General features: G+C 66.6%; 21 protein-coding genes. 12 read left to right on the top strand and 9 right to left on the bottom strand.

The window, feature by feature from the left end:
* Positions 1 to 88 precede the first annotated feature (88 nt).
* A complete protein-coding gene (groL, locus tag H8S47_RS08915) occupies positions 89 to 1,732 on the bottom strand; it encodes a chaperonin GroEL (RefSeq protein ID WP_187503530.1) in 1,644 nt (547 codons plus the stop codon).
* A gap of 98 nt (positions 1,733 to 1,830) precedes the next feature.
* Positions 1,831 to 2,118: a co-chaperone GroES gene (groES, locus tag H8S47_RS08910; protein WP_187503529.1), complete on the bottom strand. Its 288-nt coding sequence runs from the start codon at positions 2,116 to 2,118 to the stop codon at positions 1,831 to 1,833.
* A gap of 494 nt (positions 2,119 to 2,612) precedes the next feature.
* On the opposite strand from groES, the gene sppA reads away from it, so the two are divergent.
* Together sppA and H8S47_RS08900 are read left to right on the top strand one after the other, a co-directional pair.
* On the top strand, positions 2,613 to 4,562 hold the full coding sequence (gene sppA / locus H8S47_RS08905) for a signal peptide peptidase SppA (RefSeq protein WP_187503528.1): 1,950 nt from the start codon (positions 2,613 to 2,615) through the stop codon (positions 4,560 to 4,562).
* Positions 4,562 to 5,146: a GNAT family N-acetyltransferase gene (locus H8S47_RS08900; RefSeq protein ID WP_187503527.1), complete on the top strand. Its 585-nt coding sequence runs from the start codon at positions 4,562 to 4,564 to the stop codon at positions 5,144 to 5,146. The genes sppA and H8S47_RS08900 overlap by 1 nt, the downstream gene beginning before the upstream one ends.
* Positions 5,147 to 6,004: 858 nt before the next feature.
* Here the strand turns inward: H8S47_RS08900 and H8S47_RS08895 are convergent.
* Positions 6,005 to 6,643 (bottom strand): trimeric intracellular cation channel family protein, encoded by a 639-nt coding sequence (locus H8S47_RS08895; RefSeq protein ID WP_187503526.1) that lies wholly within the window; start codon positions 6,641 to 6,643, stop codon positions 6,005 to 6,007.
* 219 nt (positions 6,644 to 6,862) lie between these two features.
* On the opposite strand from H8S47_RS08895, the gene H8S47_RS08890 reads away from it, so the two are divergent.
* The 3 genes from H8S47_RS08890 to H8S47_RS08880 all read left to right on the top strand — a co-directional run bounded on the left by H8S47_RS08890 (position 6,863) and on the right by H8S47_RS08880 (position 8,406).
* Positions 6,863 to 7,168 carry a glycine zipper 2TM domain-containing protein gene (locus H8S47_RS08890; protein WP_131583811.1) on the top strand — a complete coding sequence of 102 codons (306 nt, stop codon included), beginning with the start codon at positions 6,863 to 6,865 and terminating at the stop codon, positions 7,166 to 7,168.
* Between the two features lie 95 nt (positions 7,169 to 7,263).
* Positions 7,264 to 7,692 (top strand): OsmC family protein, encoded by a 429-nt coding sequence (locus H8S47_RS08885; RefSeq protein ID WP_056065668.1) that lies wholly within the window; start codon positions 7,264 to 7,266, stop codon positions 7,690 to 7,692.
* Between the two features lie 114 nt (positions 7,693 to 7,806).
* Positions 7,807 to 8,406: a glycine zipper 2TM domain-containing protein gene (locus H8S47_RS08880; RefSeq protein WP_187503525.1), complete on the top strand. Its 600-nt coding sequence runs from the start codon at positions 7,807 to 7,809 to the stop codon at positions 8,404 to 8,406.
* A gap of 179 nt (positions 8,407 to 8,585) precedes the next feature.
* On the opposite strand, the gene H8S47_RS08875 is transcribed toward H8S47_RS08880, so the two are convergent.
* Positions 8,586 to 8,807 carry a hypothetical protein gene (locus H8S47_RS08875; RefSeq protein ID WP_056052052.1) on the bottom strand — a complete coding sequence of 74 codons (222 nt, stop codon included), beginning with the start codon at positions 8,805 to 8,807 and terminating at the stop codon, positions 8,586 to 8,588.
* Between the two features lie 233 nt (positions 8,808 to 9,040).
* Between H8S47_RS08875 and H8S47_RS08870 the strand changes: the two genes are divergently transcribed.
* From H8S47_RS08870 to H8S47_RS08845, 6 genes are all read left to right on the top strand, one after another.
* Entirely contained in the window at positions 9,041 to 9,769 is a 729-nt protein-coding gene (locus H8S47_RS08870) for a hypothetical protein (RefSeq protein ID WP_235982713.1), read from the top strand.
* Between the two features lie 294 nt (positions 9,770 to 10,063).
* Positions 10,064 to 10,438 carry a fluoride efflux transporter CrcB gene (gene crcB, locus H8S47_RS08865; RefSeq protein ID WP_187503524.1) on the top strand — a complete coding sequence of 125 codons (375 nt, stop codon included), beginning with the start codon at positions 10,064 to 10,066 and terminating at the stop codon, positions 10,436 to 10,438.
* Complete coding sequence (locus H8S47_RS08860) at positions 10,435 to 11,736, top strand: RluA family pseudouridine synthase (protein WP_187503523.1); 1,302 nt, start codon at positions 10,435 to 10,437, stop codon at positions 11,734 to 11,736. The genes crcB and H8S47_RS08860 overlap by 4 nt, the downstream gene beginning before the upstream one ends.
* 546 nt (positions 11,737 to 12,282) lie before the next feature.
* On the top strand, positions 12,283 to 12,942 hold the full coding sequence (locus H8S47_RS08855) for an HAD-IA family hydrolase (protein ID WP_187503522.1): 660 nt from the start codon (positions 12,283 to 12,285) through the stop codon (positions 12,940 to 12,942).
* Positions 12,939 to 13,154: a hypothetical protein gene (locus H8S47_RS08850; protein ID WP_187503521.1), complete on the top strand. Its 216-nt coding sequence runs from the start codon at positions 12,939 to 12,941 to the stop codon at positions 13,152 to 13,154. The genes H8S47_RS08855 and H8S47_RS08850 overlap by 4 nt, the downstream gene beginning before the upstream one ends.
* A gap of 13 nt (positions 13,155 to 13,167) precedes the next feature.
* A complete protein-coding gene (locus H8S47_RS08845) occupies positions 13,168 to 13,848 on the top strand; it encodes an ATP12 family chaperone protein (protein WP_187503520.1) in 681 nt (226 codons plus the stop codon).
* Positions 13,849 to 13,876: 28 nt separating this feature from the next.
* Here the strand turns inward: H8S47_RS08845 and gmk are convergent, their stop codons facing one another.
* From gmk to H8S47_RS08820, 5 genes are all read right to left on the bottom strand, one after another.
* The gene (gmk, locus tag H8S47_RS08840) at positions 13,877 to 14,527 is read right to left on the bottom strand and encodes a guanylate kinase (protein ID WP_056489738.1); all 651 of its coding nucleotides are present in this window, start codon (positions 14,525 to 14,527) and stop codon (positions 13,877 to 13,879) included.
* A gap of 72 nt (positions 14,528 to 14,599) precedes the next feature.
* The gene (locus H8S47_RS08835; RefSeq protein ID WP_056052077.1) at positions 14,600 to 14,800 is read right to left on the bottom strand and encodes a hypothetical protein; all 201 of its coding nucleotides are present in this window, start codon (positions 14,798 to 14,800) and stop codon (positions 14,600 to 14,602) included.
* On the bottom strand, positions 14,797 to 15,009 hold the full coding sequence (locus H8S47_RS08830) for a hypothetical protein (protein ID WP_056052081.1): 213 nt from the start codon (positions 15,007 to 15,009) through the stop codon (positions 14,797 to 14,799). The genes H8S47_RS08835 and H8S47_RS08830 overlap by 4 nt, the downstream gene beginning before the upstream one ends.
* 147 nt (positions 15,010 to 15,156) lie before the next feature.
* On the bottom strand, positions 15,157 to 16,563 hold the full coding sequence (gene fumC, locus H8S47_RS08825; RefSeq protein WP_187503519.1) for a class II fumarate hydratase: 1,407 nt from the start codon (positions 16,561 to 16,563) through the stop codon (positions 15,157 to 15,159).
* Between the two features lie 184 nt (positions 16,564 to 16,747).
* Complete coding sequence (locus H8S47_RS08820; RefSeq protein WP_056052087.1) at positions 16,748 to 17,233, bottom strand: SspB family protein; 486 nt, start codon at positions 17,231 to 17,233, stop codon at positions 16,748 to 16,750.
* A gap of 71 nt (positions 17,234 to 17,304) precedes the next feature.
* On the opposite strand from H8S47_RS08820, the gene hisB reads away from it, so the two are divergent.
* The gene (gene hisB / locus H8S47_RS08815; RefSeq protein WP_187503518.1) at positions 17,305 to 17,892 is read left to right on the top strand and encodes an imidazoleglycerol-phosphate dehydratase HisB; all 588 of its coding nucleotides are present in this window, start codon (positions 17,305 to 17,307) and stop codon (positions 17,890 to 17,892) included.
* Positions 17,893 to 17,909 lie beyond the last annotated feature (17 nt).

Below are 17,909 nucleotides of genomic sequence, written 5' to 3'. Positions count from 1 at the left end.
CGGACGGGACTGGGGGCTTTCGCCGCCCAGCCCGCCGGCCGTTCTGATTTTCTGTCCGGGACCAGCTCTCGCTGGTCCCGGTCGAAAATCAGAAGTCCATGCCGCCCATGCCGCCCATGCCGCCGCCGCCCATGGGCATGGCGGGCTTGTCTTCGGCCATTTCGCTTACGGCCGCTTCGGTCGTGATCAGGAGGCCTGCGACCGATGCTGCGTTCTGCAGCGCGGTGCGGACGACCTTGGTCGGATCGATCACGCCGGCTTCCACCAGGTTCTCGTACGTGTCGGTCGCGGCGTTGAAGCCGATCGACGTGTCGTTGCCGTCGAGCAGCTTGCCCGAAACAACCGCACCGTCATGACCGGCGTTCTGCGCGATCTGGCGAACCAGAGCCGTCAGCGACTTGCGGACGATGTCGATACCGCGAGTCTGGTCCTCGTTCGCACCGGTCAGGCCGTCGAGGACCTTGGTCGCGTACAGCAGAGCCGTACCACCACCGGGGACGATGCCCTCTTCGACGGCTGCGCGGGTTGCGTGCAGCGCGTCGTCGACGCGGTCCTTGCGCTCCTTGACTTCGACTTCCGACGACCCGCCGACCTTGATGACGGCAACGCCGCCGGCCAGCTTGGCGAGACGCTCCTGGAGCTTCTCCTTGTCGTAATCGCTGGTCGTGTTCTCGATCTGCTGGCGGATCGCTTCGGTGCGGCCCTTGATCGCGTCGTGATCACCGGCACCGTCGACGATGACGGTGTTGTCCTTGTCGATCGTGACGCGCTTGGCGGTGCCGAGCATGCCGAGCGTGACGGTCTCGAGCTTGATGCCGAGATCTTCCGAGATCATCTCGCCCTTGGTCAGGATCGCGATGTCCTCGAGCATCGCCTTGCGACGATCGCCGAAGCCCGGTGCCTTGACCGCTGCGACCTTCAGGCCGCCGCGCAGCTTGTTGACGACGAGCGTGGCCAGAGCCTCACCCTCGATGTCTTCGGCGATGATCAGGAGCGGACGACCCGACTGGACGACGGCTTCCAGGATCGGGAGCATCGCCTGCAGGTTCGACAGCTTCTTCTCGTGGATCAGGATGTAGGGATCCTGAAGCTCGACGGTCATCTTCTCGGGGTTGGTGATGAAGTACGGCGACAGGTAGCCGCGATCGAACTGCATGCCTTCGACGACGTCGAGCTCGAATTCGAGACCCTTGGCCTCCTCGACGGTGATGACGCCTTCCTTGCCGACCTTCTCCATGGCTTCGGCGATCTTCTCGCCGACTTCACGGTCGCCGTTTGCCGAGATGATGCCGACCTGCGCCACTTCCTTCGAACCCGAAACCGGCTTCGAACGCGCCTTGACGTCCTCGACGACCTTGACGACGGCGAGATCGATGCCGCGCTTCAGGTCCATCGGGTTCATGCCCGCTGCGACCGACTTCATGCCCTCGCGGACGATGGCCTGCGCCAGAACCGTCGCGGTGGTGGTGCCGTCACCGGCGATGTCGTTGGTCTTCGAGGCCACTTCGCGCAGCATCTGCGCACCCATGTTCTCGAACTTGTCCTTGAGCTCGATCTCCTTGGCGACGGTGACGCCGTCCTTGGTGATGCGCGGTGCGCCGAAGCTCTTGTCGATGACGACGTTGCGGCCCTTGGGGCCCAAGGTCACCTTGACCGCGTCGGCGAGGATGTCGACGCCGCGGAGGATGCGCTCACGCGCGTCACGACCGAATTTCACGTCCTTGGAAGCCATGTCAGCTGCCCTTTCAGATGAGATATAGAAAAAGAAGGTTAGGCCGGGTTAGGCCAAGATCAGGTCTGAAAACCGATGATCCCTGAGGTCTATCGGGGTTAGCCGACGATCCCGAGAATGTCAGATTCCTTCATGATCAGAAGGTCTTCGCCATCGACCTTGACCTCGGCGCCCGACCATTTGCCGAACAGGATCTTGTCGCCGGCCTTGACGTCGAGCGGCGTGATCGTGCCGTTCTCGGCGCGGGTCCCGGTGCCGACGGCGACGACCTCGCCTTCCTGCGGCTTTTCCTTGGCGGTGTCGGGGATGATGATGCCGCCAGCCGTCTTCTCTTCGGCTTCGAGGCGCTTCACCAGCACGCGATCATGCAACGGACGAAAGTTCATGGGGTCCATGTCCTTTTGGGATTGTGACAGATTTCTGGCACTCAGGGGACCCGAGTGCCAACGGACGGCATATGTGCCTCGTGGTGCGGCATGTCAAAGGTTCCGGGGGTGAAATTTTTTCGGGCGGGCTTGGGTTTCGGGCGTCGTGGCTGAAGGGGGGGGGTGGACCGCACTGCTAATGCACTACCGTTCTCCTGCGCACGCAGGAGTCCAGGGTGACGGAGGGCGGCGCTTGTGATCCTGGGCTCCAGCGTTCGCAGGAGAACAAGGCTCGGCGAGCCTTTACTTTTGCTCCCCTTCCGCTTGCGGGAGGGGTCGGGGGAGGGGCTTTTCCGAGGCGGGGCGTTTTTGGGACGCCCCTCCCCTAACCCCTCCCGCAAGCGGGAGGGGAATGCCGCGGCGTTCGGACAGATGTGCGTGGCTACAACGCCCCTGTGTTGGCACGGTAACACAGGCCATTTACGTCGGTCCGCGCATGCTCTAGCTCTCGTCCCATGACCGATACCGCAGCGCCGTCCTACGCCCCTCCCCCGTCCTACACCGACCCGACGCGGCCTCGCCGCAAATGGCGGCTGGTGCGGGGCGTGTGGAAGTTCCTCGTGGCGATCAAGGATGCGCTCGTCCTGATCGCGATGCTGTTGTTCTTCGGGCTTATTTTCGCGGCGCTCAATGCGCGGCAGAGCACCACGGCGATCAAGGACGGCGCGCTGGTGCTCGACCTCAATGGCTCGATCGTCGAGCAGCCCGAGGAGCAGGCCGCGTTCGCCGCGCTCTCGGGGCAGAACACGACTCGCCAGTTCCGCCTGCGCGACGTGGTCCGCTCGATCGACACGGCGAGAACCGATGCGCGGGTGAAGGCCGTGGTACTCGATCTCGACAGCTTCGGTGGCGCGTATCCCGCGGCGCTGGGAGAAGTCGGCGATGCGCTGGCGCGGGTGCGCGCGAGCGGCAAGCCGGTGCTCGCCTATGCGACGGCGTATACCGATGGCGGCTACCGCCTCGCGGCCAACGCCAGCGAGGTCTGGGTCAATCCGCTGGGCGGCACGATCTTCATGGGTCCGGGTGGCAACCAGCTCTATTACAAGGGCCTGATCGACAAGCTCGGCGTCAACGCGCACGTCTACCGCGTCGGCCGCTACAAGTCGTTCGTCGAGCCCTACACGCGCGCCGACCAGAGCGAGGACGCCAAGGCGGCGAGCACCGCGCTGTACGGCACGCTGTTCTCGCAGTGGCGCGAGGCCGTCGCCAAGGCCCGGCCCAAGGCGCAGATCGCGCAGTTCATGAGCGCGCCCGACAAGGTCATCATCGCCGCGAACGGCAACATCGCGCAGGCCAATCTGCGCGCCGGCATCGTCGACAAGCTGGGCGACCGGACCGCGTTCGGGCGCCGCGTCGCGGAGATCGCCGGGTCCGACGACAAGAAGCCGGCGGGCAATTTCAACACGATCAAATACGATGCCTGGGTGAAGGCAAACCCGCTGCCGACCGCGGGCGACGCGATCGGCGTACTAACGATCGCCGGCGAGATCGTCGACGGCGAGAGCGGCCCCGGCAAGGCGGCGGGCAAGACGATCGAGAAGGCGGTGCTCGACGGGCTCGCCAAGAAGGATCTGAAGGCCCTCGTGGTCCGCGTCGATTCACCGGGCGGATCGGTGCTGGCGTCGGAGCAGATCCGGCTCGCGATCCTCGAGGCCAAGCGGCAGAAGCTGCCGATCGTCGTGTCGATGGGTGGGCTGGCGGCCAGCGGCGGATACTGGGTGTCGACGCCCGCCGACGTGATCTTCGCCGAACCCGGCACGATCACCGGATCGATCGGCATATTCGGCGTGATCCCGACCTTCGAGAACGCGCTCGCCAAGATCGGCGTGACCAGCGACGGCGTGAAGACGACGCCGCTATCGGGCCAGCCAGATATCGTCGGCGGCACCACGCCGATGTTCGACGCGATCGCGCAGGCGGGCATCGAGAACGGCTATCGCGAGTTCATCAGCCGCGTCGCCGCGTCGCGGAAGATGACGCCGGCGCGGGTCGACGCGATCGGCCAGGGCCGCGTCTGGGATGGCGGCACCGCGCGGCAGATCGGGCTGGTCGACCGGTTCGGGACGCTCAAGGACGCGATCGATGAGGCGGCCAAGCGCGCGAAGCTCGATCCGGCGAAGGTGCATGCCGAGTATCTGGAGAAGAAGCCGGGTTTCCTCGCGACGATCGCGCAGGATTTCGGCGACAACGGTTCGGACGACGACGCAGGGGGCGGCGATGCGTTCGCGCATGTCGCGGCGGATCGTCGCCAGATGCTCGCGCAGGCGGTCGGCGACATGAAGCGGCTGGCGACGTCGGGCTCGATCCAGGCGCGCTGCCTGGAGTGTGGCGGGATGGGGCCGACGACGGCGGGCATCGGCGATGCGAAGCTGCTTGACCTGTTGCTGGCGCGGATCGGCTTCTGATGGTGGCCACTTCGGGCAATGGCGGCGGGATCGTGATCCGGGCCGCGCGGCCCGAGGATGCCGCGTCGATCGCCGCGATCTATGCGCCGCACGTGCTGGTCGGCACGGTGTCGTTCGAGACCGAGGCTCCGGATGCGCGGCAGATGCGCGCGCGGATGGCGGCGTCGGACGGGCTGTACCCGTGGCTGGTCGCGACGGTCGGGCCCGAGGGCGGCGTACTGGCCTATGCCTATGCGTCGGCGTTCCACAAGCGCGAGGCGTACCGGTTCGCGTGCGAGACCACGGTGTATGTCGCGGATGCGGCGCAGCGCCAGGGCGCGGGGCGGCTGTTGTACGAGGCGCTGATCGATACGCTGCGGGCCCAGGGGGTCACGCAGGCGATCGGGGCGATCGCGTTGCCGAACGATTCGTCGATCAAGCTGCACGAGGCGGTTGGGTTTCGCCGCGCGGGGGTGTACCGCGAGGTCGGGTACAAGAACGGGCAGTGGATCGATGTCGGGCATTGGCAGTGCGAGCTGAACGCGCCTGCGGTGCCGCCGGCCGAGCCGAAGCGGTTTGCGGATGTGGGGGTTGTGCGGGGGTAGGCGCTGGGTTTGGTTTGGTCTTGGCGGGGGCGATCTGTTTCTTGTGCCGGACTGGTTCCCGGGTTCCTGGTGGCGGGTTTCCCTCTCCGGCATAGAAGCCGAGTCATCTAAGCTCAGTCATCCCCGCGGAGGCGGGAATCCATATGCTCAAGAGGTCGCGATCATGTCGCGAGGTTTGCCAGTATGGGTTCCCGCCTGCGCGGGAATGACGGCTGCATGTTTGACGGGGATACGTGGCGAACCGGTCCGGGGTGACGGAACGGTTTTGGCTGTCTCGCATCGCGAAGGCTGGATGGGATCCGGGCTGGTGCTCTGCTGGGGCTAGGCGCTTTGCAGGGGCTAGGCGCTTTGCAGGGTGCTGGCGCTCTGCGGGGACTGTCTAGCGCGGGCGACACCTATTCAAGCGGCCGATGCCTAAGAGCAGCGCGGCTTCTTCTTCGCCCCTCCCTGGAAGGGAGGGGTTGGGGGGTGGGTTGGTTTCCTCGTGTCTCGGCCGTGGGGACTCAAGCGGGCTTACCCACCCCCAGCCCCTCCCTTTCAGGGAGGGGAGCGGTTTGGGCCTTGGCGCGATCACCTTTCCTCGTGAGGTCTCAGCATTCGATGCGCGCCTGACTTCCAGCGCGAACACCTGCACCACCCCGGCGGAGGCCGAGGCCCAAGTGGTGAGGCTGCAGTGACGACGCGCGGTCCGTCGTTGGCTCCGTTCCCCAATTGGGCCCCGGCCTCCGCCGGGGTGGTGGTTGGGGAGCCGGGGTGGTGGTTGGGGAGCCGGGGTGGTGCATGGGAGACGGATCGGTCCAGGAGAGCTGTCGGCGCGAGTTCGAGCGCCCCTCCTTGTTCTCCTAGCGAGTGGGAAAGTCAGCGGCGGCCACCATAGGAGGGCAGCGCGAGGTGGTAGCGGATCGCGGCGGCGCGCAGGGTAAAGCCCGCGCTGGCGGCGATCACCGCGGACCAGGCGTTGGGAACGCCTAGCAGGACGAGGCCGACATAGCTCGCCGCCGCCAGCGCCGCCGCGGTCACGTACAGCTCGGGCCGCATCAGGATCGACGGTTCGCCGGCCAGCACATCGCGGATGATGCCGCCGACGCAGGCGGTCATCACCCCCATCAGCGCGGCGGGGACCGGCGGCACGCCGTAGCCGAGCGCCTTGGCCGCGCCATAGACCGCGTACGCCGCCAAGCCGACCGCGTCGAACCAGCCGAGCGCCTCCTCGCGCCACCAGCGGCCCGGCGTCGTCCAGATCAGCAGCGCCATCACCAGGCATACGCTGGCGGCACGGGCGTCGCGGATCCAGAACACCGGCGCGCCGATCAGAAGATCGCGCACCGTGCCGCCGCCGACGCCGGTGATCAGCGCGAAGAAGACGACCGTCACAAAGGTCTGGTCGCGTTTCGCGGCGGCCAGCGCACCCGAGGCGGCAAACACCGCGAGCCCCGCGATATCGAACCACGGCCCGGTCGCGGGCAGGACGGGCGGGATCAGCGTGTGCGGAAGCATCCCCAGCGACTTAGCGAAACATCGATGATCGGTAACCCGGCTTTTTCCATGGAGCCCGTCATGTGGTCGTCATATGGCCGATCCGGGGCATTTCCACGCCCACCGCCCGATCGCCGCGGAACCAAACGCATCGATGAACGCGACGTTGTTTTCGGTTCATGCAACTCGCCGTATAGTCACATCGTTACACCACCAGATCAATTCACTAGGGAGTTAAACATGCGTAAGTTCATCCTGGCACTCGGCTGCAGCGCGATGGTCCTGCCGACCGTCCTGATCCCGGTTTCGGCCGCAGACGCCCGCGATCGTCGCGAATGGCGTGGTCGTGACGGCCGCGTCTATTGCAAGAAGAGCAATGGCACGACCGGCACGATCATCGGCGGCGTCGGTGGCGCGCTGCTAGGCCGCACCGTCGACACCCGCGGCGACCGCACCGTCGGCACGCTCGGTGGCGCAGTCCTCGGTGGCCTCGCCGGCCGTGCGATCGACAAGGGCACCAGCAACAACAATCGTCGTTGCCGCTAAAAAAAAACTGCGCCGCCATTTTGCGGGTGGTGCGTTGAAGACGGGCGTTGTGGGGAACCACGGCGCCTTTTTTCATGTCCCGAAAGGACCCCATCATGACCACACGCAGCGGTTCGGCAAAATATGAAGGCCTCGGCAAGAGCGGCAAGGGCCATGTCTCGACTCAGTCGGGCGTGTTGTCCGACAGCCCCTACGGCTTCAACACGCGGTTCGAGAACGAGCCCGGCACCAACCCCGAGGAACTGATCGCGGCGGCGCATGCGTCGTGCTTCACGATGGCGCTGAGCTTCGCGCTCGCGGGCAAGGGCTATGAGGCCGGGACGCTCGAGACGTCGGCGAAGGTGACGCTCGACAAGGACGGCGACGGGTTCAAGATCACCAAGTCGGCGCTGACGCTGAACGCCAAGGTCGACGGCATCTCGAAGGAAGAGTTCGAGGCGATCGCCGCGGATGCCAAGGCGAACTGCCCGGTGTCTAAGGTGCTCAACGCCGAGATCACGCTGGAGCATAACCTGGCCGCATAAAAGCGCCTAATCTCAGATACCTGTCGGCCGGCTGAATGCGACGTAGTTTGCGGTTCACGCAACCCCCGCATCGGCCGGCCGTTCAGTACGCACATCATTTGGGAGAGAGAGATCATGCGTATTGCCATCTTGTCGGCAGCCCTTGCCGCTACCGCGTTCAGTGCAATCCCCGCCGACGCGCAGTCGACGATCCGGGGCGCCAATCGCGAATATAACAACGAGGTCCGCGATGCGCAGCGCGACTATCGCCGCGACGTTCGCAACGCGGATTCACGCGGTGACGTCCGCGATGCGCGCCGCGAATATCGTGAAGAGGTGCGGGATGCGCGGCAGGACCGTCGCGGCGACGTTCGCGACATCCGCCAGGACCGTCGCAACGACGGGCGCAACTGGCAGCAGTATCGCGGCTACGACTATAATCGCTACGAGCGGGGGCAGCGCGGCTATTTCGCCGACCGCTATTACCGTGACGGGCGCTATTACCAGGAGCGTCGCCTGGGCCGGAACGACCGCATCTATCGCGGCGGCAACGGACGCTATTACTGCCGTCGCAACGACGGGACGACGGGGCTGATCGTCGGTGGCCTGGCCGGCGGTGCGCTCGGCAACATCATCTCGAGCGGTGGTTCGCAGTTGCTCGGCACGTTGATCGGTGCGGGCGGTGGCGCGGTGCTGGGGTCGTCGATCGACCGGGGCAACGTGCGCTGCCGTTGAGGACTCTGGTGATCCTCCCCCGCAAGGGGGAGGTGGCGCCGAAGGTGACGGAGGGGGCGGACACGGAACAGACGTTTCGCTGCCCTCCCCCTCCGTCTGGCAAGCGCCAGCCACCTCCCCCTGGCGGGGGAGGATTAGAGTTTAAGAGGGCCTGGTGGGAACGCCGGGCCCTTTTCGCGTCAGATGATGCCGCCGCCGAGGCTCAGGCGGAGCGCGAAGATGATGATCAGGACGATGTTGAGGTTGCGCCCGCCGCTGCTCGACGACAGCGCGCCGACCGCGGCGCCGACGATGCCGATCGGGATGACGAGCCAGTTCATCCAGCCGAGCAGCGGAATGAAGGCGACGAGGCCGAGCACCAGGGTGACGAGGCCGATGAGGATCGAGACGATGTTCAGCATGCGGAGAACATGGCGAGTCGGGCCGGTTCGGGCAAGACTTGCCGGATCCTTACGATCCTCCCCCGCCAGGGGGAGGTGTCGCCGAAGGTGACGGAGGGGGCGGACACGCAACAGGGGTTTCCCTGTCCTCCCCCTCCGTCTGGCAAGCGCCAGCCACCTCCCCCTGGCGGGGGAGGATCGGAGGTGAGCGGAAAACGCTTTCTTCACCGTCTTTCGGGCATAGGATGCGGGTGATGACTTTTCCCCTGCGCTCCGCCCTTCTCCTCCCGCTCGCGCTGGCCGCCTGCAACCGGTCCTCTACCGACCAGCAGGATCTCAACAGCCTCGATGCCGAACTGACCAACGGCACGGTGCGCGACCCGGCGCTGACGTCGGCGCTGGGCGGGCAGATCATGGTCGACCCTCGGCTGACCCAATCGTCCAATACCGATGCGGTACGGCCACCGACGCGACCCGAAGGCGGCGCGGTGCCGCCCGAGGGTCCGTTGAAGGCCGATCCGGTCGACCCGAAGACGTTGCAGCGCGCGCCGGCGCCGTCGAACGATTGCCCCGAGTGCAAGACGGCGAACGGCGCGCTGACGCTGGGGACGCTGGCGGAGCGGCAGAAGACGCCGGATGTGGGCGCGTGTGCACAGAAGATCGGCTATTCGGCGGGATGGGCGAACCGGTTGCCGGCGGACCTGCCGCTGTATCCGGCGGCGCGGCTGACCGAGGCGGCGGGGGCGGATCGCGACGGGTGTCGCTTACGCGTGGTGAGTTTCGCGAGTGCTGCGCCGATGCAGAAGATGCTCGACTGGTATTTCACGAAGGCGACCGCGGCGGGGTATTCGGCCGGGCACAGCACGGACGGCAGGCAGCATGTGCTGGGCGGGGTTCGGGGGAACGACGCGTATGTGGTGTATGTGACGGCGCGGGCTGGCGGCGGGAGCGATGTGGATATGGTTTCCAACGCCGGGCGGTGAGCTTCAAGTTGGAGCCACTCCAAGAGTGCACCACCCCGGCGGAGGCCGGGGCCCAGTTGGGAAACGTCTCCAACTGAGCACGGTCCTCGTTACTGCAACGTTTCCAACTGGGCCCCGGCCTTCGCCGGGGTAGTGAAGTGTTGGTGTGACTCCCCCGCTTTCTTGTTCTCCCGCGAAGGCGGGAGTCCAGGCTGGGTCCCCGGCTTCGCGGGGAAACAAATGGCGTGCGCTAGGGTGGTTCGCCCCCTCCAACCGCACCTTTCCGTTTTCCCCGATTCACGCTAGGGCGCGGGGATGCTTCCCCTTCTCTACGTCATGGTCGGTGGTGCGGTCGGTTCCGGCGCGCGCTATCTGGCGGGTAGCGCGACGACCGCGCTGCTCGGGCCGGACTATCCCTTCGGGACGCTGGCGGTGAACATCGTCGGCGGGTTGTTGATGGGCGTGCTGGTCGGCGTGCTGGCGCGAAGCGCCGCGTCGGAGCACTGGCGCCTGCTGCTCGCGGTTGGCGTACTTGGGGGATTCACGACCTTTTCGGCGTTCTCGCTGGAGGTCGTCACGATGATCGAACGCGGCGCATTCGGCGTCGCGTTGGGGTATGTTTTGGTGTCGGTGATCGGTTCGATCGCCGCGTTGTTCGCGGGTCTCTCCGCAGTAAGGGCCGTCGCATGACTGCGGGCAAAAGCGATAGCGATACGGGTTTCCGCGAGTTCAACGTCGGGTTCGACGATGACGGCATCCGGCTCGACCGGTGGTTCAAGCGGCATCTGCCCGATACGAGCTACACGACCGTGGCGATGTGGGCGCGCACCGGGCAGCTGCGCGTCGACGGCGCGCGCGCGACGCCGGGCGATCGGATCGCGGCGGGCCAGATGCTGCGCGTGCCGCCGCCAGAGGCGGACAAGGCCGCCGCAGACCCGGACAAGCCCAAGCGCGTCCGCGAACGCGTGATCCTGTCCGACGAGGAGACCGAGCTCGCGCAAGGCATGGTCATCCACAAGGATTTCCAGGCGTTCGTGCTGAACAAGCCGCCGGGTCTCGCGACGCAGGGCGGCACCAAGACGACCCAGCATGTCGACGGGCTGCTCGATGCGCTCCAGTACGACAACGAGGGTCGGCCGAAGCTGGTCCACCGGCTCGACAAGGATACGTCCGGCGCGCTGCTGGTGGCGCGGACGTCGCGCGCGGCGGCGTTCTTCGCGAAGGCGTTTTCCGGGCGGACCGCGCGGAAAGTCTATTGGGCGCTGGTGGTCGACGTGCCGTCGATCGAGGACGGCATGATCGAGCTGCCGATCGCGAAGCAGCCCGGCACCGGCGGCGAGAAGATGCACATCGACGAAGCCGAGGGCGCACCGGCGCGGACGCGGTACCGGGTGATCGAGCGCGCGGGCAACCGCGCGGCCTGGGTCGAATTGCAGCCGTTCACAGGGCGGACCCACCAGTTGCGCGTGCACATGGCGGCGATCGGGCATCCGATCGTCGGTGACGGCAAATACGGCGGCGCGGCGGCGTTTCTGACCGGCGGTATTTCGCGGAAAATGCATCTGCACGCGCGGCGGATCAAGGTGGATCATCCGGATGGCGGGTCGATCGACGTGACCGCCGAGCTGCCGACGCATTTCGCCGAAAGCCTCAAGCAGTTGGGCTTCGAGGAAAAGCTGGGCGACGACCTGGTGCTCGACGAGAAGACCGCGCCGACGCGCGAGCAGATGAAGTCGCGGGCCAAGGCGCATGCGAAGTCGGTGCGGAAAGAGCGTAAGGGTGAGCGGCGCGGACGTGGGGTTGTCGAGGAGAAGAAGCCGGGCGCCAAGCCGGGTGCGCCGAAGACGGGTGGCGCACGGACCGGCGCGGGATCGAAGTTCGGGGCGCCGCGGAGTGGGCCTCGGGTCGAGGGGGCCAAGCCTGCCGGGCGCGGTCGTCCGGGTGGCGCTGGGAAGCCTGGGCCGCGGAGTGGGCCTGGGACCCGGTGATCTGAGGCCTGCCGCCTGAAACGTGCCCTCACCCTTCCCACGGCCAAGTGGGCGCGGGCCCCTTCCCTCTCCCCCGAGGGGAGAGGGGGAGCCTCCGGAGGCGTCTCGGGGTAGGGACAAGGCGGGTCATTTGGGACCCTAACCCCACCTCCCGCCCCACCCCGGCGGAGGCCGGGGCCCAGTTGGGGGACGTCGCTAAGGAAGGGCGGCGCTCTATTATTGCCACCTATCCAACTGGGCCCCGGCCTTCGCCGGGGTGGGGCCGCTGGTTGGAGGTGCCCCTCGCCCCTACCCGTTCCCCCGCGAAGGCGGGGGTCCAGGAGTCGGGGGCGCTGTCGGTACTTAGCTGGGCCCCCGCATCCGCGGGGGAACATGGATGCTGCGGTATTGCGCTAACGCTTAGCATCTAGCGCGTTGCTCCTTGCTCCTTGCTCCTTGCTCCTTGCTCCTTGCTCCTAGCCCCCCAGCTCCTCGCGCCCTCGGTTTGACATTCCCCTTCCGCACCCCGTGATCTACGACGCTACCCATGTCTTTCCGAGAAACCCCATGATCCGTCTTGCCGTATTCGATTGCGACGGGACGCTCGTCGACAGCCAGGCTAACATCTGCGTCGCGTGCGAACGCGCGTTCGAGGGCGCCAAACTGATCCCGCCCCCGCGCGCGGCCATTCGGCGGATCGTCGGGCTTAGTCTCGTGGAGGCGATGCAGTTGTTGTTACCCGAGGCGGACGACGCGCAGCACCGGTCGCTCGCCACCGACTACAAGAACGCCTTCCATGCGATGCGGGCGAGTGGCGAACTGGCCGACGAGCCGTTGTTCGAGGGGATCGCCGAGGTCCTTGGGACGCTGGCCGACGACGGCTGGAAGCTCGGCGTGGCGACGGGCAAGTCCGATCGTGGGCTCGCGCATATCCTCGCCGCGCACGGGATCACCGAGCGGTTCGTGACGTTGCAGACCGCCGACCGGCATCCGTCGAAGCCTGATCCGGCCATGCTGTTCGCGGCGATCGCCGAGGCGGGTGCGACCGTGGAGACGACGGCGATGATCGGCGATACGAGTTTCGACATGGCGATGGCGCGCGCGGCGGGTGCGCGCGGGGTCGGAGTCGCTTGGGGGTATCACGACGTGCTCGAGCTTTCCGATGCGGGCGCGGATGTCGTCGCGACCGCGGTACCGGACTTGCTGCACATGGTGGCGCGGCCATGACCGAGGCGGACAAATTGGCGCAACGGCGCTGGATGGTGCTCGTCGGGATCCGGCTGGCGGGCGTGGCCGGGGCATTGCTCGGGCTGATTCTGGTGGCGCGCGCGCACGACTTTGCACCGAAAATCCTGGGCGTGGCGATCGTATTGTCGGCGCTGGTGATGATCGGACTCGTCCCGCGCAGCCTGGCACATCGCTGGCGGACGCCTGAATGAACGGAATGGGTGCATGAAACGCTTCTGGAAAGACGTCGCGATCGATGCGGACCGGGTGGTGACGCTCGACGGCAAGCCTGTGCGGACGCCCGGGCGGCGGCCGCTGGCGTTGCCAAGCGATGCGCTGGCCGAGGCGGTCGCGGCGGAATGGCGCGCGGTCGGCGAGACGATCGATCCGCGAACGATGCCGCTGACGGGCTTGGCGAACGCGGCGACCGATCCGATCGCGAACGACCCTGCGCAGTTCGCCGCGCGGCTGGCGGCGTATGGCGAGAGTGACCTGCTGTGTTACCGCGCGGAGGGGCCGCCTCTGCTGGTCGAGCGGCAGGCGGCGGCGTGGGATCCGCTGCTGGCGTGGGCGCGGGGGCGGTACGACGTGACGTTCGCGGTGACGGCCGGCGTGATGCACGTGGCGCAACCGGCGGCTACGATCGCGCGGCTGCATGAGGCGGTCGTGGCATATGACGATTTTCGGCTGGCGGGGTTGTCGCCGGTGGTGACGTTGACCGGGTCGCTGGTGATCGGGCTGGCGCTGATCGAGGGCGAGATCGATGCTGATGCGGCCTGGGCGGCGGCGGGGATCGACGAGGACTGGTCGGTCGAGATGTGGGGCGAGGACTGGCAGGCGACTCAGTTGCGCGAGCTTAAGCGCAAGGAGTTCGGGGTCGGGGTGGAGTTTCTGGGGCTGCTGTAACCCCCCTCCCTTTCAGGGAGGGGGGAAGTTAGCGGGTCAGCCTGCGGATGAAGCCGATCAGGCCGGTCTGGCGCGAGCGCTTCAACCGTTCCGCGGCGAGGATCGTCTTCACGCCGCGGATGCAGCTGTCGACGTCGTCGTTGACCAGTACGTAATCATAGCCGTCCCAGTGGCTGACCTCGTTCGCCGCGCGCGACATGCGGGCTTCGATCACTTCTTCCGAATCGGTGCCGCGGCTGGTGAGGCGGCGGTGCAACTCCTCCATCGAGGGCGGGAAGATGAAGACGCGGACGACGTCGCCGCCGGCGATCTGGAACAGCTGTTGCGCGCCCTGCCAGTCGATGTCGAACAGCACGTCCTTGCCGGCCGCGAGCAATTCCTCGACTTGCGCGCGGGGGGTGCCGTAGCGGTGGTTGAAGACGTGCGCCCATTCGAGGAATTCGTCCTTCGCGACCATGTCGCGAAAGCCCTCGAGATCGGTGAAATGGTAATCCTTGCCGTCGACTTCGCCGGGTCGCACCGACCGGGTCGTGACCGAGACCGACATTTCGAGTTCGTGCTCGTCCGCGAGCAATCTGCGCGCGATGGTCGACTTGCCGGCACCAGACGGCGAGGACAGGACGAACAGGACTCCGCGACGACGGAAACCATGCGGGTCGGACGGAAGTGTGTGGGGCATGCGCGCCCTTGCCGCGGACCGCATATGGGCGTCAACCCATGCGCGGCCCGCGCGTGGTATTACGAAGGCGGATTAATAGCCGGCCTTGCGCGCCTTGTTGCGGTCATACGCCTTCTTGGCCGCGTAGCCGCCGCCGAGGATCATGCCGAGCGGGCCCATGCGGCGCATCAGGCCCATCGCCACGACGCCCTTTACTGCACCCGAAGCGCCGCCCGAACCGTCGCGACGGCCCATTTCGCGGCCGACCAATGCACTGATAATACGTCCGATCATGCTTCTGACTCCCCGAAAACCTGGTCCTTGAGTTCCGCTGCACCGCGCAGCACTGCCCAGCCGATCGCGTAGGTCACGGCTAGCGGCACGACGATCTTGAGTACGTTGGCGGTGATCGCACCGATGATCGCGCCGTCCGCGTTGCCGTCGTCGCCACTTAGCGAGTCGATGCCTGCGCCGATCAGCGCGCCAATGGTCGTTGCGCCCACGTAATTTCTCCTGTCCGTGTGGCGGGTTAGCGTTTGGCGGAGGATTGGGTTCCCACGCGCCCGCGTTCTCCTGCGCACGCAGGAGTCCAGGGTCGCGGGCGGCGCGCTTGGTACCCTGGGCTCCTGCGTGCGCAGGAGAACGGGAGGTTAGCGGCCGAGCATCGATTCGGGTTTGACGACTCGGTCGAAGGTTTCGGCGTCGACCAAGCCGAGCGCGAGCCCGGCTTCTTTCAGCGTCAGGCCTTCAGCGTGGGCGTATTTGGCGATCTTCGCGGCGGCATCGTAGCCGATCTCGGGGGCCAGCGCGGTCACCAGCATCAGCGAGCGGTCGAGCAGGTCGGCGATCCGCCCGCGATTGGGTTCGATGCCATCGACGCAGCGTTCCGCGAATCCTTCCATCGCAGTCGCCAGCAGGTCGATCGAGCGCAGCACGTTGGCGCCGATCAGTGGCTTGAACACGTTCAATTCGAGATGGCCCTGCATCCCGCCGACGGTGACCGCGACGTGGTTGCCCATCACTTGCCCCGCGACCATCGTCAGCATCTCGCACTGCGTCGGGTTCACTTTCCCCGGCATGATCGAGCTGCCGGGCTCGTTCGCGGGGAGGTCGATCTCGCCGAAGCCGCAGCGGGGGCCCGAGCCGAGCAGGCGGATGTCGTTGGCGATCTTGGTGAGTGCGACCGCCAGCGTGTTGAGCGTGCCCGAGAGGTGGACGAGCGGATCGTTCGACGCGAGCGCCTCGAACTTGTTGCGCGCGCTGACGAACGGCAGACCGGTGATTGCCGCCAGTTCGTGCGCGATCGCGTCGCCGAAGCCGGCGGGGGCGTTGAGGCCGGTGCCGACCGCGGTGCCGCCCTGCGCGAGGATGACCATGCCGTGGCTGATCGCGGGCTCGATGCGGTGGCGGCAGCGGTAAAGCTGGTTCGCATAGCCGGAGAATTCCTGGCCGAGCGTCAGCGGGGTTGCGTCCTGCAGGTGCGTGCGGCCGATCTTGACGATGTCGTCCCAGGCGTTGGCCTTCGCGTCGAGCGCGGCGTGGAGCGTGTCGAGCGCGGGGATCAGGCGGTGGGTGGTAGCGATCGCGGCGGCGATGTGGAGTGCGGTCGGGAAGCTGTCGTTGGACGACTGGCTCATGTTGACGTGGTCGTTGGGGTGGACGGGGGACTTGCCGCCGCGGGTGCCGGTGAGGACCTCGTTGGCGCGGCCGGCGATGACCTCGTTCGCGTTCATGTTCGACTGCGTGCCGCTGCCGGTCTGCCAGATGACCAGGGGGAACTGGTCGTCGAGCTTGCCGTCGATGACTTCCTGCGCGGCGGAGTCGATCGCGGTGGCGATGGTTTCGTCGAGGCCGTGGGTGCGGTTTACGCGGGCGGCGGCCTGTTTGACGAGCGCGAGCGCGTGGACGATCTCGATCGGCATGCGTTCGCGGGTGGCGAAGGGGAAGTTCTCGATCGAGCGTTCGGTCTGCGCGCCCCAGTATGCGGCGGCGGGGACTTCGATCGGGCCGATCGTGTCGGTTTCTGTGCGGGTGGTTTCTGGGCGGGTTTGGGTCATGCGGGGTCAACCTTCCGTAGCGTGCTCGGGATCCCTCGCCCCTTCGGGGAGAGGGAGGGAGGAGCCACAGGCGACGGAAGGGTGAGGGGCTTGAGGCTCAGGACGCGTGCCCCAACGCCCCTCTCCCTTCCCACCGCAAGGGCGGCGCCCCTTCCCTCTCCCCGTAGGGGCGAGGGAGTTTGGGTCACTTCTTCCGTTTGAAATCCACCGCGACGACGTTCGAGCCGTCTTCGATCGGGACTGCGGTCGGGCCGTCGTTTTCGGCTTCGTCGTGGTCGCCGAGCGCGTCGTCCGCACCCTCCTGCGCCTGGAAGCGGAGTTCGAAGCTGACCGCAGGATCCTGGAACGCGGTGATCGCCGAGTACGGGATCACCAGCTTCGACGGGACTTGGTTGAAGCTCAGCCCGATCGAGAACCGCTCGTCGTCGACGATCAGGTCCCAATAGCGGTTCTGCATGACGATCGTCATCTCGTCCGGGAAGCGCTCGATGAGGCGCTTGGGGATGTCGACGCCGGGCGCCTGCGTCTTGAAGGTGATGTAGAAATGATGCTCGCCGGGAAGCCCGCCGGCCTCCGCGACCGAACCGAGCACGCGGCCGACCACGGCACGCAGGGCTTCTTGTACGATCTCGTCGTACGGAATCAGGCTATCGGGCAGTCCATCGGTCATATCCCTTGGGTAGCGCCATTCGGATGCCGGTCAAGATTGCATGCGTCGTGGCGGACGTTATGGGAGGTGGCATGCGCACCGCCACGATTACCCGCTCCACCGCCGAGACGGCGATCGACGTCACCGTGAACCTCGATGGGACCGGCGTGTACGACGTCGAGACCGGGGTCGGTTTCTTCGATCACATGCTTGAACAATTGTCGCGTCACTCGCTGATCGACCTCCGCGTACGGACCAAGGGCGACCTGCACATCGACGAGCATCACACCGTCGAGGATACCGGCATCGCGATCGGGCAGGCGTTCGCGCAGGCGCTCGGCGATAAGCGGGGCATCGCGCGGTACGGCGATGCGCTGTCGCCGATGGACGAGACGCTGACGCGGGTGGCTTTGGATATTTCCGGGCGGCCCTGGCTGGTGTGGAAGGATTTGTTCTCGCAGAAGCGCTTGGGCGGGATGGACACCGAGATGTTCGAGCATTTCTTCCATAGCTTCGCGCAGGCGGCGGGGATCACGCTGCACGTCGAGACTCTCTACGGAACCAATAATCACCACATCGCCGAGGCGGCATTCAAGGGTGTGGCGCGGGCGCTTCGGACGGCGATCGAGATCGATCCGCGCAAGGCAGATGCGATCCCGTCGACCAAGGGGATGCTGTGACTTCCCCCCTCCCTGGA

Origin of the sequence: Sphingomonas albertensis, from assembly GCF_014358075.1 — a bacterium.
Lineage (GTDB): Bacteria > Pseudomonadota > Alphaproteobacteria > Sphingomonadales > Sphingomonadaceae > Sphingomonas > Sphingomonas albertensis.
Note: the sequence above shows the minus strand (reverse complement) of the source record. Positions and strands in the feature narration are given on the sequence as shown.

What these genes read in the sequence shown, in the direction of transcription:
- groL (WP_187503530.1), bottom strand. Translation starts at nt 1,732, where the DNA reads ATGGCTTCCAAGGACGTGAAATTCGGTCGTGACGCGCGTGAGCGCATC.
- groES (WP_187503529.1), bottom strand. Translation starts at nt 2,118, where the DNA reads ATGAACTTTCGTCCGTTGCATGATCGCGTGCTGGTGAAGCGCCTCGAA.
- sppA (WP_187503528.1), top strand. Translation starts at nt 2,613, where the DNA reads ATGACCGATACCGCAGCGCCGTCCTACGCCCCTCCCCCGTCCTACACC.
- H8S47_RS08900 (WP_187503527.1), top strand. Translation starts at nt 4,562, where the DNA reads ATGGTGGCCACTTCGGGCAATGGCGGCGGGATCGTGATCCGGGCCGCG.
- H8S47_RS08895 (WP_187503526.1), bottom strand. Translation starts at nt 6,643, where the DNA reads ATGCTTCCGCACACGCTGATCCCGCCCGTCCTGCCCGCGACCGGGCCG.
- H8S47_RS08890 (WP_131583811.1), top strand. Translation starts at nt 6,863, where the DNA reads ATGCGTAAGTTCATCCTGGCACTCGGCTGCAGCGCGATGGTCCTGCCG.
- H8S47_RS08885 (WP_056065668.1), top strand. Translation starts at nt 7,264, where the DNA reads ATGACCACACGCAGCGGTTCGGCAAAATATGAAGGCCTCGGCAAGAGC.
- H8S47_RS08880 (WP_187503525.1), top strand. Translation starts at nt 7,807, where the DNA reads ATGCGTATTGCCATCTTGTCGGCAGCCCTTGCCGCTACCGCGTTCAGT.
- H8S47_RS08875 (WP_056052052.1), bottom strand. Translation starts at nt 8,807, where the DNA reads ATGCTGAACATCGTCTCGATCCTCATCGGCCTCGTCACCCTGGTGCTC.
- H8S47_RS08870 (WP_235982713.1), top strand. Translation starts at nt 9,041, where the DNA reads ATGACTTTTCCCCTGCGCTCCGCCCTTCTCCTCCCGCTCGCGCTGGCC.
- crcB (WP_187503524.1), top strand. Translation starts at nt 10,064, where the DNA reads ATGCTTCCCCTTCTCTACGTCATGGTCGGTGGTGCGGTCGGTTCCGGC.
- H8S47_RS08860 (WP_187503523.1), top strand. Translation starts at nt 10,435, where the DNA reads ATGACTGCGGGCAAAAGCGATAGCGATACGGGTTTCCGCGAGTTCAAC.
- H8S47_RS08855 (WP_187503522.1), top strand. Translation starts at nt 12,283, where the DNA reads ATGATCCGTCTTGCCGTATTCGATTGCGACGGGACGCTCGTCGACAGC.
- H8S47_RS08850 (WP_187503521.1), top strand. Translation starts at nt 12,939, where the DNA reads ATGACCGAGGCGGACAAATTGGCGCAACGGCGCTGGATGGTGCTCGTC.
- H8S47_RS08845 (WP_187503520.1), top strand. Translation starts at nt 13,168, where the DNA reads ATGAAACGCTTCTGGAAAGACGTCGCGATCGATGCGGACCGGGTGGTG.
- gmk (WP_056489738.1), bottom strand. Translation starts at nt 14,527, where the DNA reads ATGCCCCACACACTTCCGTCCGACCCGCATGGTTTCCGTCGTCGCGGA.
- H8S47_RS08835 (WP_056052077.1), bottom strand. Translation starts at nt 14,800, where the DNA reads ATGATCGGACGTATTATCAGTGCATTGGTCGGCCGCGAAATGGGCCGT.
- fumC (WP_187503519.1), bottom strand. Translation starts at nt 16,563, where the DNA reads ATGACCCAAACCCGCCCAGAAACCACCCGCACAGAAACCGACACGATC.
- H8S47_RS08820 (WP_056052087.1), bottom strand. Translation starts at nt 17,233, where the DNA reads ATGACCGATGGACTGCCCGATAGCCTGATTCCGTACGACGAGATCGTA.
- hisB (WP_187503518.1), top strand. Translation starts at nt 17,305, where the DNA reads ATGCGCACCGCCACGATTACCCGCTCCACCGCCGAGACGGCGATCGAC.